The sequence below is a fragment of the Providencia sp. Me31A genome (assembly GCF_050487165.1).
Classification (GTDB): domain Bacteria; phylum Pseudomonadota; class Gammaproteobacteria; order Enterobacterales; family Enterobacteriaceae; genus Providencia.
The window spans coordinates 14,082-28,419 of the sequence record NZ_JBKQGZ010000004.1; the positions used below are offsets into that span (position 1 = coordinate 14,082).

Genomic DNA, 14,338 nt, shown 5'->3' on the forward strand with positions numbered 1-14,338 from the left:
TCATAAACTAATACAGTGATTGAAAAGAAAGGTAGTAAGAAAGGTCACGCTAGTCAAGGAAGCTATTCATTATTACGGCCTAATGAAAAAACACTTTTTAATCCCTCTAGTTTACTATATTCCTGCTGGCATACTAAATTACGTACACCGCTTGGCATTGCGTCGATTCGATTTTTAATATTTGCTAGCTGCTCATCTAGGCTATTCATACCTTTAATATCTACAACATCTTGGTTAACCTTTAAGTAGTTAGCAAAATTTTGCAGATTATCTTCTAAGTTATCACAAATATTATTACTCGCTAGACCTTGCGGTAAGACATAGCTGAACGATGGAGGCAATATTTTCGATATGCTTGGATAAATATTTTGTTTCCATTGCTGAGGAAAAACGATAAACAACATCGCTATTGCTAAAACTAGCAACATTGATGCTCCCGTTAAGGTTCCTATTAGCTTTTTCATTTTCTACCCTACTTTCACTAAACTTATTGAATGTAGGATATACAACTATGCGTAAAACTATTTTTAAAATTAAAAATCCTTTGTAAAGAATTCCCTGACTCTTTTTAATAAAATTTCATTTCTTCATATGATTTTTCTTGGCAGTTCTTTAAACGCTGCTATATTCCACCTATATGTACTTTTATTAACTCCTATCAATAACGATAAAAAAGCTTTCTTCAATGGTAAATACGTATAATTTGTTTTTTCTTGAGGAAAAACTAATAAATTGAGTCTAATGATACGGTTAACCATAGGTTACTACAGGAAATATAGGTGCTCATCTCCAACTTGGATGTAATTCATGTCCCATAGAGACGGGTAAAAACCAATATTTTATCTAAATCAGTTACGGCTAAAGTTTAATGTTAGATTTCGTTAAACATACTCTACTCTCTTAGTTTAAGGCAAAACCGAATTCTTTTAATGAATTTACATTAATTACCAGTAAATAACATTGTACTCGTTATAATCTTCTTATATCGACATTAAAAACACCTGTTAATAGATGCCCTCGACCTTTTTATACCCCATAAAAAGGTCTTTTTTTTACCTACGTAAATTGAATACTTTTAGCTCAGTGACTTATCTTCATGTTATTAATGATATTAATTGAGTTATTCACAAACGAATAGGACTGTTATCCACAGTTAATGTGTACAACTTTATCTAACCGTTAATAATTTATAGTCCGCATAAATTCCTAGCTTTCATGGTTCTTGGTTAATTTTAATAATAAAACAGCAACTCAATAAATATGCTAACATACCGATCTGTATGATTTTTGTTATATTTAAGTTAAGGAAACTTACCTATTCACAGACTTTGGGAGCTTGTATAAATTACCATGACAAATTTCCTCGAGCTATTTCAAGCTGTCGGCATTGGCCTCGTTTTACTGCTTCCACTTGCCAACCCTTTAACAGCCATAGCAGTTATGCTCAGTATTTCGTCAAACATGACCAAAGAACAGCGCGATCACCAATCATTTTTAGCCTCTATTTATGTATTTGCCATCATGACAATTGCTTTTTATGCTGGACAATTGATGATGACTACGTTTGGAATTTCAATCCCTGGGCTTCGAATTGCAGGTGGCTTAATCGTCGCATTTATCGGTTTTGGGATGCTATTTCCTAATAATGATGTCAATGACGACACCACAACCTCAACGCTTGATGACCCAAATGTCCCCAAAAAACGCCAAGAGTCACCAAGTATTGCCTTTGTTCCTCTTGCAATGCCGAGTACTGCGGGACCCGGTACAATTGCAATGATCATCAGCTCCACAGCCACACTACAGGGCAATGACATTTTTGCACCTTGGGTATTAAAAGTTGCACCAATACTCACTTTTTTAATTGCGAGTCTCATCGTTTGGATTGGTTTACGTGGCGCAACGTCGATTATGAGATGGTTAGGAAACAGTGGTATTGATGCAATTGCACGAGTGATGGGTTTTTTGTTGATTTGTATGGGAGTGCAGTTTGTTATCAACGGTATTGTTGAAATCGTCGCGCTACTCCCACATTTAATGAAAGAATATCAATAAGATACTGCTAATGCATTATAGGCATTTTTAACTTTCCACAAATAACGTGGCGCTTGCGGTGCTGGATGTTTAGTCTGCACATGTTGATAAAATTCTTCAGGTGACAGATTATTGATCATTGTAATCGCTCGCCCTTTATCATTATCAAAAGTCCGTAAAAGCGCACCGGCACCATTCACATAAGCCACAACTGTTGCATAATACAACGTTTGAGGGTGATTAATTCCAGCAAGATGTTGTTCCCTTAGAATTCGAATATATGCAGTGCCTATATCGATATTTTTCTGTGGGTCCTTTAAGTCACTCGAACTAGGCTCACCCGATTTTCCCTGATAACGGTATGCATCACGGCCCGCAGTAGAGGCTTTTATTTGCATCAGGCCAATCGCATTCGATTTACTCACGACATCCGGTCGAAAATTAGACTCAACCTCAATGATGGCTCTAATTAAATTTTCATCAACACGATAACGAGATGCAGAATCTCGAATGAATTCATCAAAAGGCGTTCGAGGGAATGAGGTAATTTGTGTGCTTGTTGTCCCCAAATTACGGTTGTCCAGCATTCTCTGCTTTGCAATAGGTCTATCTGGCTCACTAGAACAACCTGCGAGTAGCAGTAACACAAAGGTACCGCCAATTATTTTTTTCACTGTCATATCCTCTACTACCGAAGCCGATGGAAGAATAACTAATCCTAAGAAAAATAAAATAATTTTTACTTAACTTTTACTTCAGGACATGTTTTAGTCATACAAAATAACAATAAGAGGCCCAGGTCTCATAATGAGCATAAATATTATTCCACAATTTTTATGTTTATTTTCCACAACTGATATTGATAATCATTATCAGTTGGGTTATAAAATACAATTGTTATAAACCTTAACAACTATATGCTAAATATTAGAAAACACTAAACCTATAATGTCAGGGTCAACTTTATGAAGAAGAATTTATCTCGATTATCTGCACCGTTATTCACAACCATACTTGCATTAGCTGCAATTTTGTTTGCTAGCCAACCCGCATTTGCAAAAAAGTTTAAAGTCGTAACGACGTTCACTATAATTCAAGACATTGCTCAAAATGTAGCGGGTGATGCTGCAATTGTCGAGTCTATCACCAAACCAGGGGCTGAAATTCATGGTTATCAACCAACACCAAAAGATATTATGAAAGCTTATGATGCTGACCTAATCTTATGGAATGGGATGAATTTAGAGGTTTGGTTCCAACGTTTTTTTGAAAATTTTAAAAATGTCCCAGCTGTTGTCGTCACTGAGGGAATTGAGCCAATGCCAATTCGTGAGGGTGAGTATAAAGATAATCCAAATCCACACGCTTGGATGTCCCCTGCAAATGCGAAAATTTATATTGAAAATATTCGCCAAGCGTTAGTGAAATATGACCCTGAAAACGCTGAAATCTATAATGCTAACGCCAAAAAATACGCGCAACAAATTGCGCAACTTGATGCACCGCTTCGTGAACGTTTAAATCGTATTCCAGAAAATGAACGCTGGTTAGTTTCAAGTGAAGGTGCATTCAGTTATTTAACTAAAGACTATGGTTTTAAAGAAGTTTATTTATGGCCAATTAATGCGGAAGAACAAGGTTCTCCTCAACAGGTTAAAAAAGTTATTGATACTGTTCGTAAATATAATATTCCTGTCGTATTCAGTGAAAGTACTATTTCCGATAAGCCAGCTCGCCAAGTGAGTAAAGAAACTGGCGCAAAATACGGTGGTGTATTATATGTTGATTCATTATCAACAGCCGATGGTCCTGTACCCACTTATATTGACCTGTTAAATACAACTGTAGACACTATAGCGAAAGGATTTTCACAGTAATATGAATCACTCTAATCAATTCGAGCACCCAAGTCTTGTCGTTGATGATGCGACAGTGACATATAACAACGGCCATACCGCCATCTATGATGCAAGCTTTGCTATTGAAGGTGGCTCCATTTGCGCGCTTGTCGGTGTTAATGGGAGTGGTAAATCTACGCTATTTAAAACGATTATGGGGCTAGTCACCCCTTCTTCTGGCAGTGTTAAATTAAACGAGCAACCTATCAAAGCAGCACTGAAAGAAAATGTAATTGCTTATGTACCACAAACTGAGGAAGTTGACTGGAACTTCCCCGTTTTAGTCTCTGATGTAGTGATGATGGGACGTTACGGGAAAATGGGCTTCTTTCGTATTCCTAAGCAAGAAGATAAAGATGCAGTAAAAATGGCCTTAGCACGTGTTGACCTTGCAGGCCTTGAGCATCGCCAAATTGGCGAGCTTTCTGGTGGTCAGAAAAAGCGGGTATTCTTAGCACGAGCACTTGCCCAGCAAGGAAAAGTTTTACTTCTAGATGAGCCGTTTACTGGTGTTGATGTTAAAACAGAAAATGCCATCATCGACTTACTGCGCAGCCTACGAGATGAAGGACATCTCATCCTTGTTTCTACCCATAATTTAGGAAGTGTGCCTGAATTTTGTGACCACGTGATTTTGATCAATCGCACTGTGTTAGCCAGTGGCCCAACCGAAACTACATTTACACAACGCAATCTACAAAAAGCGTTTGGTGGAGTATTGCGCCACATTAACCTATCAGGTCAAGAACTCCATGATGACGATGACCCACGTTCTGTTACGGTGATCACTGACGACGAAAGAGCAGCGGTTTTCTATGGTCATGACCATGATGCTCCCGTTCGAAAAAATCAACCTAAGGTTTCCGAATGATTGAAATATTATTGCAGCCTTTTCAATACGATTTCATGATAAAAGCCATTTGGGTTAGTGCCATTGTTGGTGCTGTCTGTGCATTTTTATCTGCGTATTTGATGTTAAAAGGCTGGTCGTTAATGGGAGATGCCCTTTCTCACTCTGTGGTTCCCGGTGTTGCAGGGGCTTATGCTCTCGGTTTGCCCTATGCCGCAGGAGCCTTTTTTACAGGTATCCTTGCAGCACTTGCCATGACATTAGTTAAACATTTAACGCGGTTACGAGAAGATGCCGTAATCGGTTTTATATTCTCAACCTTCTTCGCTGCCGGTTTGTTGATTGTTTCATTGAACCCAACATCTGTGAACGTGCAAAGCATTATCTTTGGTAATATTTTAGGGATCGCAGATACCGATGTTTTACAGGTTGAGATTATTATCGGTGTTTCGTTTATTGTTTTAATGTGTTTATGGAAAGATTTATTAGCCGTATTTTTTGATGAAAACCATGCCCGTTCTATTGGTTTGAATCCACTGCGTCTTAAAATCATTTTCTTTACGCTATTAAGTGCTTGTACCGTTGCCGCCTTACAAACCGTCGGTGCAATTTTAGTCATTGCCATGGTCGTCACTCCTGGAGCAACTGCTTATTTGCTAACCGATCAGTTTAAACGCTTGTTAATTATCTCTGTGGCTATTGGAACCATAACCAGTGCAGTTGGTGCTTACATTAGCTATTTCCTCAACGGTGCAACAGGCGGGTTAATCGTCACCTTACAAACCCTTATTTTCCTATTAGCATTCTTCTTCGCACCTAAACACGGCATTTTTGCATCACGCCGCAAAGCGAAAAAAGAAGTTGCTCGATTACATCAATCACACCAACAAGGGGCTTCTCATGAGTGATTTCATTGACTTATTGATGGCTCCATTTGCTTTCCCTTTTATGCAAAAAGCATTAATTACGGCCATTGTCAGTGGCACTGTGTGCGCCATTTTATCGTGTTTTTTAGTATTAAAAGGCTGGTCACTCATGGGCGATGCTATTTCCCATGCAGTGTTACCCGGAATCATCATCGCCTCTTTGTTAGGCATTCCTTTGGCTATTGGCGCGTTTGCCTCTGGCTTATTCTGCGCTGTTGCGACAGGATACTTAAAAGAAAATAGCCGGATAAAAGAAGATACCGTTATGGGGATTGTGTTTTCTGGAATGTTTGCTATTGGTTTAGTAATGTTTGCTAAAATCGATACTGAACAACACCTTACACATATTCTTTTCGGCGATATTTTAGGGATAACCGATAGCGAATTTAAACAGATTTTACTGTTTGCGAGTATCACAATCGCAATTATTTTACTAAAACGTAAAGATTTTATGCTGTATTGTTTTGACCCAAACCAAGCCCGCGTGATTGGCCTACCCGTCAAACTGATACATTATGGTTTACTATCTTTACTGGCGCTAACTATTGTCGCTTCACTGCAAGCTGTTGGGATCATTCTGGTAATTGCTATGCTGATCTCACCGGGGATTATTGCATTTGTTCTATGTAGGAGCTTCGGAAAAATGCTCGTAGTCGCCATCATCGCCTCTGTAACATCTAGCGTGATAGGCACTATCTTGAGTTTCCATATCAATGCGACTACTGGGCCAACAATAGTTGTTACTCAAGCGGTTTATTTTGTCATAGCTCTACTCTATAGCAAGTTAGTACTTGCACGTAAAAGAAGTCGAACTAACCCACAAAGTATGCATACCGCATAACAAATAAGCGATATAGCAAAAAGCTGAATTCACACATAACGAATTCAGCTTTTTTATTTTAAATACTAACCTCGTATGCAACAAAACCTTTTTTAGTAATTTAAACCGTCTGGAACAATTATCTATTTGCTACGATTTTTTAGATGGTTCACAGCGATATTACGACGTTGCTCTTCAGATTGAGTTTCATACACTTTCATTTCCCCGCTTCCTGCCGGTAACGCCTGTTCAATAACCAGCTGTGCATCCGTCTGAGCAATAATATCTTGTAATTGCTGATGCTGATTACACCAAATGGCATCAATATCCCGATCACGCAAATTATCCCGCTGGGTAGAAAAAGCCACTGTACGAGCCTGAAAACGAGCTTGTTTGCCCCCTAATTCTAACCCATACCCCGGTGTTGCTGGATGAGTGACTACCACTTTGCCATCATCCAACCACGCTTTAACATCCGTGTCTTGAACTTGATAACCGAGTTTCCCTAGTCCATCGAGTACCGTTTTTCTTTGTGCGGTGGCAACAACCTGTTGCTCAGCAAAACTAACAGCGCTATCTAGCTTATCTATCCATGCGTTTAACGCTTCTATCGAACTTGATTCCATACTCGCTAAAACATTCGAAATCATAGCGTTATTTTCATTATCAGCAAAAATAGCTAACTCATCACAAAGTTGCTCAATTTTATCTATAAGTTCAATACGTTGCTGGCTTAATTTCAATTGTTCTGCCAATGTCATTATCAGTGAATCAGCACGTAAATGGCGCGGTGTACCTTCTTTAAGTTCCCTAAGCTCAACCAATTGTTGTTCAGCACGTTGAACATCATTAGACGAAGCCATTAATTTTAACTTTTCAATCATCAATAAGATCTGCTCACATTGCTGAGCAAATGGCGTTTGAGGTAAACCTGACTGCCAAAATTGCTTCACACCTTCAGATTGTGCTTTTAGCTGATTTAATAATGTCACTGCGGATGGCGTTAGTGACGTTGATTGCGAACTCAATAAAGTTAATGCTTTAAATATTAATTGGTTAGTCTGATTTTCTGTCTGTTTATCCGATGCAACTAATTGTGCCAGAAGTTCGCTTTCATTTGGCAGTTTTTCACGTACCAATGTGATTAACTCAGCCAAATTATGTTCTCTATGGCTTTTTGTCCGTGCTAATAATGCTTTTTTTTCAATTTGTTGCTCACGAACTTCCTGTACTTCGTTATTTAATGTCCCTGTAAACTCAACCAGTTGGTTATTCAATAAGCTTAAATCGCGTACTGATAATGCGGCAAGCTGCTCCCCATTTCCCATTAACTGTTGGTATGCTTGCGTAATTTGTGCAATACGCGGTTGATGATATTGGCTATTGTTTGCCAATACTTGCCACTGTTTAAATCGACGTTTTACTACCGCAAGCTGGCGCCTGCACTGAATTTCATTCATTTCCCTAACGGTAATACGATGAACCGATGAACTCATAACGCACCCTCTTGCGGTTTTCTATTCTCTTTTTGAGAGATAGATTGAGTTAGAAAAGCATGAGAAATGGCGTCATGCAATTGTTGTTGGGCCAAGTCCCGATTTTGGTACCACTCGATAATAGAAACTCGGTAGCGAGCAGGTACCACTCGCGCAAGAACAGCGCTGCGCCATAGTTCCCTAGAACGAGCTGTTTTCAAGAGTGGATGTGATGGTATGTCACATTCAATGCCGATTACCAAACGGCCACTGCTGTGATCCTCTACAATGCCATCAAAGTCGAATAACCCATTTTGACTTGCCGTAGTCAACTGCCATCCACTTTGTCGAATAAACTGCATCACCGAATCAACAAACGCATTTTGTGGAAGCATTTCGCTATCAACCACAGACTGTGTATGGCACATGCGATTTAGTAACTTTTTATTTTCTTTTTGCATTAATGGGTTACACGCATTTAGTGCATAAGCCAGATAGCCTTGTAGATAATCCCGTGGGATCTCCGGCTTCCGATAAGTGGATAATAAATCAGAAATTTCATCTATTGGCATCGATGTCATTATCACTACTTGCTGGCGAGCACGCGTGATAGCGACGTTTAAACGCCGTTCTCCGCCGGTTTGCCCTAACACCCCAAAGTTACGTCGGAATGTTCCCTGCGCATTACGACCAAATGTGGTAGAAAACAAAATCACATCGCGCTCATCGCCTTGTACATTTTCCACATTTTTGACAAAAAACGACATATCTTCATCATCATGTGTACGCTGATTTTCCTGCGTATAGGCATGAAGAAAGTCTTCATCTTGTGCTGCACGCATTTGAATTATTTGGTTTATCAATGTGGCTTGTTTTTGGTTAAATGTGACGATTCCCACAGAAGGTCGCTGCTCGAAAGGCTGTTGCCACATTGAGGCCAAATGTTCAACGATGGCCATTGCTTCGGCTTCATTGCTTTGGTTCACATAGACACCATTAACTGGAATAAGCTGTAATGGCTTAATTTTATTGACCATTTTGGCTGAGAATTGCGCTGGGATGTTAAGCCTATTTTCATAAAAAGCAAAATTGGAAAAATTGATTAGTTCACGGTAGGCAGAGCGATAATGAATATCCAGTGTATGGATAGGTAATACCATACGTGCTAGATGCAGCAAATCAGGACAATCACTAATTTGTCGATAGTCCCACTGTTCTCCAGCCAGCTCTTGTTGGTCATCATCTTCTTCATCAATGTCACCTTCAGCTAACTTACCTGTAAAGAATTTTGACGGTGGCATTTGCTTTTCATCACCACTGACAATGGCCTGCTTGGCTCTAAATAAGGTCGATAATGCAAATTCAATCGGCATCTGTGACGCTTCATCATAAATTACACTGTCAAACATAGCGCCTTCAAGAGGGAGTACTTGGCTCGCCACATCCGGTGTCATTAGCCAAATAGGTCGTAATTGCATCAGCCCAATATCACAACCTTCTCGTATAAACTCTCTTAAACGTCGAGCTCTTGGCCCTGCTAAACGGGTAATTTCTTCCCATTCACCACGTTTTCCTAACGTTTTGATATCAATATTGGCCGTCAGTGCTTCTTTGTTGAATTGCTGTAATCGTCTTTGGGCATTCTCCAGTTCCGCTAGATCTGACATTAGTTGGTCGTGATTGGTATTTAATGCAGGTAATGTGGCAAGCAATTGAGCTTGAGTAAACAAGCAGAAATAATAATTAATTGTTTGAACGAGTCGATCTTGCCATTGTGTTGTCCCCCCCTCAACGCCAATAAGTTGTTTAATTGCAAGCTTTGATAGTGCTAAAATCTCCCACTGCTGCTTTGAAAAATGTTGCGTATCTAACCTAAACAATTGATAGCGCAATATATTTTCTTTCTGCTGTTCTATTTTTATCAATTCTGCCGTATATGACTCGCCGTTTACGACCGCCATTTTAAACCGTTCTAGGGTTTCTGATGAAAATAGGCTATCTAACTCATTCAATTTCCTTAAGCTTTCCGTTCTTGCACGCAATTTGCCGATTGCAGCCTTGATTTCATGACATTGGTGAATAAAACCGGCTTTCTGTTGTTCAATAATCGCTTCAACAAAATGCAAAGGCTCAGGATACTGAGCTAAAAGCGCAGCCATATCCGCCACTTGCTTTAGTTGCATGATCAACGATTGCAAGGTACTACGCCACTGATGGTTTGACAGAATTTCAATACCAAGCTGTTGATATAAAGGCTGTAGCTCTTGTTCAAGGAGGCGAAATTGTTGCTCGACACCAATAGTGCTAATTATTGAAGCACGTTTTTCAATCGTAAGTGTTAAACCGCTGAACGCCATAAATGACTGCAACTGCTTTTGCCGACGATAATAAAATGGGTTAAAGAAACGCAACCATGAACCTTGTAACGTTTCCATCAATGCGAGGGATAATTGGGCAAGATTGTGATTATCAATCTCCCTAAACACTGGGAATAATAACGGGTCAATATTTTCTTCATTAATCGATAACAAGCGCTGATACAACTGCTCAAGTTGGCGAATAATTGAATTCCCCATTTCACTGCGAAATAGCGTTAACCAACGAGAAAGTGACTGCCATTGTTCGGTCGTTAATTGGTTAAATTGTTCTTCATGCTGTGATAACCATTGTTCATGGGTCGATAATTGAGTCAACGTAATTTGCTGATATTGTGTTCTGTAGGCTTCATCACGTTGTTTTTCAACACCAATCAATTCCATAATTAATTGACTAAAAATCACATATTGAGGGTCACGCTCAGTAAACTGCGCTAAGGCTTTTAGTGGATTATTTTCATAATCTAATTGCCACCATGTATGCGCATGTAACTTTAAGTCATCGGTGAGTTGTTCAACCCCATGCCTATCTAGTTGTGCTAATAATGGTTTAATTTGCTGTTCATCAATATCAAAACGAGGAAGCGCTTCAAACTCAATTAGTTGGCTTAATATTTGTTTATAAGAGACTTGAAATTTTTTATCAATATTATTGAGTGAATGGAAATATCTATCTAATTTCTGCTCAAACAGCTGAACACGGCTGACGAGATGAATTCTCTCTCCTGACCAATCACGCTCAACAAGTTGACTTTTTTGTTGTTCCCAAAGTTGCTCAATTTGTTCCCTCACCGCCAAAATAATGTCACGACCTCTTTGGCTTTGACCGATATATAGTGCTCTATCTCCTAATCCATTGGCTATCAATCGCTTATAGACTACCTCTAATGCCGCAGGTTTTTGGCACACGACTAAAACAGTTTTCTGTCTCCCTATCGCATCCGCGATTAAGCTCACGATAGTTTGACTTTTACCTGTCCCTGGAGGCCCCTCAATCAACAGCCCTCTATTGCCTTGTGCTGCTTGAACAATTTGTTCCTGTGACGGGTCAGACAATGACAATGCAAATTGATTAAGTAAATTATTCGGCTGTATTTCATTAGTGCTATTGATAGGTTCGACTTTTAGCATTGTCGCTAATGCCGTTTGCGAGATAGGTAGCCCTGCAATTTGCTGTAAATCACTACTCATCGCTTGGCCAATAAACGACGTATGGAAAAGTACCGCTGAGCAACAAATTTGTGCGCTATTCTCTGCGATTGGGGCGGTGAGTGAAGGAAGTGGCGTGAGCTCCCCCCCTTGTACTGGCAATAATGACGAAAGTGTCTCCATCAGATCTGAAATGCCTAAACCCGCTTTTGACAATAGATTATCTAATACTGATTGCCATTCACTCACTGGGGGTATACCCACAAAGCTTGCCAGCGCAGGGTTTAGGCGTATAGCCCCCCTTTCATGGTCAAAACTGAGCTGGATGGGGCTATTTTGAGCTAAGGAAGCACGCAACGAAACTGGCCATAAAAACAAAGGCGCTATTCGCGGTTTAATTTGATTCGGTTGTGTGTGCAGTAATAAGAATGGGAAACCAAGGTACATGCCATCAATACCCGTATCCCTTTGATATAACTGTGTATCTGATTGCAGCATCCGTAATCGATTATTGATACCTCGATGTTGCAATAGCAAATCACTATCAATGGAGATCGCACTTTTTTTGCGGTTCAATAAATGTTCAAGTAACTCACTTGCATGACGAGCAGGACTATCACACTCCATTAAATCGACTCGCCCAGTATTTTGCGTTAAACGCATACGGACTAAGTTCCCACGTTGTGTCACCGACGTGAGTTTTTGCGTAAAAAATCTTAAAACTTCAAGAACATACTTTTGTGATTCAGGCACTTGCCAGTGTTCGATAGGAATAGCGAGTAATACAAGGATTTTGTCTAATGGCAAACGACGCGTTAATAAAAAATCGTCCACCCAACCATCTAATTCAGGAAGCCCTATACGTTTAAAATCACTGACTCGATGATTAATCAGCTGATATAGCTCCCCTCTTGGTAATAAAAGCTGTTTTTTGGCTAATTCATTATCAAAATTGTGGATATCATGTTGCCTAGCTAATTCAAAGGCCTGTTCAACTAACGAGCTTAGTGCAATAAACTGTCCAATATCGGCACTCAACAATAAAATATAATCGATTTCTTGCAGATTTTGTCTATCCAATAAGGCTTGTAGACTTTCGTTATGAGAATCCGGAAATTGACTATGCAGCAGCTCCCAACGCGCAGCTAGCTGGCTTATTGATGTTATCAGCAGATACAGTTTCAAGCTTTCTTCATTGAGCAGGATATTTAATTGTTCAGCTCGCTCTCGTACTGAACATTGCCGATGGTAGAGCTGTACTAGCCAATGTTGAGGATCGATATTCTGAATGTGCTGATTTAATGGCTCACTGATTAATGCATAGGCAAGAGTGGGCTGTTCTAATAACCATGCAGGCGTAATAATTTCACCACGATAGATAAATGGCATGTTAGGGTTTAAGATCTTCAACGCTAAAGTGAGCTTAATATCTTGATTCATTTCACTTTGCTGGGCTCCATCTAACGGTTTTGCATTATCTAAAAAGCCCTGAATTTGCTTTAACTGCCCTTGACTATTATCAAATTTGGCTAGCCATGAGGTTAATTCTCCACGTAACAAAAACTGGACTGCATCGTCCCAATGCGTTTGTTCTCCCGCAACCATAGCAAAAGCATCGGGTTGCGAAAATTGTTGCCCCACAAATTCGACTTGATGGTACTCAGTTTTAGAGCCGGCTATTGCCATTTGAGGCGCTTGGACGGCTTTCCCCTCTAACCATGCAGACACCTGCGGCCATTGCCAACGTAAAAAACGATCTCGGCACAGCAATCCGCGTAATAATAATTGTAAATTTGGGTCTAAATCATCAGGTAGATCAATACCGTTGGTCATGACTTGGATTAAAAATGCATTATCATGAACGTGAGCAAAACACTGCCCTCGAGTCAGTTGTTCTAATAAAATAACGCCGAGACTCCACCAATCGGATGCTGCACTCACTCCACCGGCCAAGATTTCTGGTGCGCTATAACGAGAAATATCCAAGGGGGTCACGATATCAAGATCAAATTCAGACAAACTTGCAGAGCCATATTCAATCACCACGATATCTAAAGGCTCACGGCTGCGGATCAATAAATTAGCTGGGCACAAATTACGATGACGCAAGCCATGCTCTGTAAACACTGCTATAGCTTGCCCTATTTCCTTAACTAATTTCGGAATTTCATGAGATTGCCAAAAATCTCCTTGCTGAATAAATTGACTCAGTGAGCCACCTTCAAGTAATTCAGTCACATGCCATGCACGATTTTCCCAACGGCCTGTTTCATAAAATTCAGGCACATGGTCTGTTGGGATCAATTTAAGCACTTGGTAAATAGAGGGATCAGGCTCTTCACCTTTTTGGTATAAGGTAAGTACACCACTTTTCCCGTTTTCAATCTGTGTGACTAAGTACCGTTCCCGTGGGCTATCGATTTGGTTAATACGGCGCTCAAGACGCCAATTACCAATAACCTCTTGAAATTGTTTCTCAATATTGTTTGCTTCAGGGTCTGCATCCGCACCACATTCGAGACAAATAAAATCGCCTTCATCCATTGGATGCCCGTTCATACAAACTCTTCGCTCAACAATTTGATTATTTTGATTGTTTTCATCAATATTGAGCGTTGATGGCTTAGTGGCAACAGGAGGATCTTCTGTGGGCTGCCAACCAGCCTCATGGATGGCCTCAAGAGTTAAATCCCAACCACAAAGCTGGTAATCCCCTTGCGGTGTTTTAATTTGCCCTGCACAAAAAATTTCAGTTAACGGTCGCTCTGTTTGGCAGTGTGGGCAAAAACGTATCATGGTCATCCATTCTTC

The 14,338-nt window shown here is 40.0% G+C and carries 9 protein-coding genes; 5 read left to right on the forward strand and 4 right to left on the reverse strand.

The window, feature by feature from the left end; genetic code table 11:
- Positions 1-62: 62 nt before the first annotated feature.
- A complete protein-coding gene (locus ACLPIE_RS04035; RefSeq protein ID WP_430259909.1) occupies positions 63-464 on the reverse strand; it encodes a hypothetical protein in 402 nt (133 codons plus the stop codon).
- A gap of 886 nt (positions 465-1,350) precedes the next feature.
- On the opposite strand from ACLPIE_RS04035, the gene ACLPIE_RS04040 reads away from it, so the two are divergent.
- Positions 1,351-2,055 (forward strand): MarC family NAAT transporter, encoded by a 705-nt coding sequence (locus ACLPIE_RS04040; RefSeq protein WP_430259911.1) that lies wholly within the window; start codon positions 1,351-1,353, stop codon positions 2,053-2,055.
- On the opposite strand, the gene ACLPIE_RS04045 is transcribed toward ACLPIE_RS04040, so the two are convergent.
- On the reverse strand, positions 2,049-2,708 hold the full coding sequence (locus ACLPIE_RS04045; RefSeq protein WP_430259912.1) for a transglycosylase SLT domain-containing protein: 660 nt from the start codon (positions 2,706-2,708) through the stop codon (positions 2,049-2,051). The genes ACLPIE_RS04040 and ACLPIE_RS04045 overlap by 7 nt on opposite strands.
- A 291-nt stretch (positions 2,709-2,999) precedes the next feature.
- Between ACLPIE_RS04045 and ACLPIE_RS04050 the strand changes: the two genes are divergently transcribed.
- The 4 genes from ACLPIE_RS04050 to ACLPIE_RS04065 are packed head-to-tail and all read left to right on the forward strand — an operon-like array spanning position 3,000 to position 6,549.
- Positions 3,000-3,911 carry a metal ABC transporter substrate-binding protein gene (locus ACLPIE_RS04050; RefSeq protein WP_430259914.1) on the forward strand — a complete coding sequence of 304 codons (912 nt, stop codon included), beginning with the start codon at positions 3,000-3,002 and terminating at the stop codon, positions 3,909-3,911.
- Position 3,912: 1 nt separating this feature from the next.
- Positions 3,913-4,803, forward strand: a complete 891-nt coding sequence (locus ACLPIE_RS04055; protein ID WP_430259915.1) for a manganese/iron ABC transporter ATP-binding protein — start codon at positions 3,913-3,915, stop codon at positions 4,801-4,803.
- Positions 4,800-5,690, forward strand: coding sequence for a metal ABC transporter permease (locus ACLPIE_RS04060; RefSeq protein WP_430259917.1), 891 nt, complete (start codon positions 4,800-4,802; stop codon positions 5,688-5,690). The genes ACLPIE_RS04055 and ACLPIE_RS04060 overlap by 4 nt, the downstream gene beginning before the upstream one ends.
- Positions 5,683-6,549: a metal ABC transporter permease gene (locus ACLPIE_RS04065; RefSeq protein WP_430259919.1), complete on the forward strand. Its 867-nt coding sequence runs from the start codon at positions 5,683-5,685 to the stop codon at positions 6,547-6,549. The genes ACLPIE_RS04060 and ACLPIE_RS04065 overlap by 8 nt, the downstream gene beginning before the upstream one ends.
- Positions 6,550-6,671: 122 nt before the next feature.
- Here the strand turns inward: ACLPIE_RS04065 and ACLPIE_RS04070 are convergent, their stop codons facing one another.
- Both ACLPIE_RS04070 and ACLPIE_RS04075 read right to left on the reverse strand, forming a co-directional pair.
- Entirely contained in the window at positions 6,672-8,024 is a 1,353-nt protein-coding gene (locus ACLPIE_RS04070) for a hypothetical protein (protein WP_430259921.1), read from the reverse strand.
- Complete coding sequence (locus ACLPIE_RS04075; protein ID WP_430259923.1) at positions 8,021-14,329, reverse strand: protein kinase domain-containing protein; 6,309 nt, start codon at positions 14,327-14,329, stop codon at positions 8,021-8,023. Before ACLPIE_RS04075 ends, ACLPIE_RS04070 begins: the two co-directional genes overlap by 4 nt.
- Positions 14,330-14,338: the final 9 nt, after the last annotated feature.

What these genes read in the sequence shown, in the direction of transcription:
- ACLPIE_RS04070 (WP_430259921.1), bottom strand. Translation starts at nt 8,024, where the DNA reads ATGAGTTCATCGGTTCATCGTATTACCGTTAGGGAAATGAATGAAATT.
- ACLPIE_RS04060 (WP_430259917.1), top strand. Translation starts at nt 4,800, where the DNA reads ATGATTGAAATATTATTGCAGCCTTTTCAATACGATTTCATGATAAAA.
- ACLPIE_RS04065 (WP_430259919.1), top strand. Translation starts at nt 5,683, where the DNA reads ATGAGTGATTTCATTGACTTATTGATGGCTCCATTTGCTTTCCCTTTT.
- ACLPIE_RS04075 (WP_430259923.1), bottom strand. Translation starts at nt 14,329, where the DNA reads ATGACCATGATACGTTTTTGCCCACACTGCCAAACAGAGCGACCGTTA.
- ACLPIE_RS04055 (WP_430259915.1), top strand. Translation starts at nt 3,913, where the DNA reads ATGAATCACTCTAATCAATTCGAGCACCCAAGTCTTGTCGTTGATGAT.
- ACLPIE_RS04050 (WP_430259914.1), top strand. Translation starts at nt 3,000, where the DNA reads ATGAAGAAGAATTTATCTCGATTATCTGCACCGTTATTCACAACCATA.
- ACLPIE_RS04040 (WP_430259911.1), top strand. Translation starts at nt 1,351, where the DNA reads ATGACAAATTTCCTCGAGCTATTTCAAGCTGTCGGCATTGGCCTCGTT.
- ACLPIE_RS04035 (WP_430259909.1), bottom strand. Translation starts at nt 464, where the DNA reads ATGAAAAAGCTAATAGGAACCTTAACGGGAGCATCAATGTTGCTAGTT.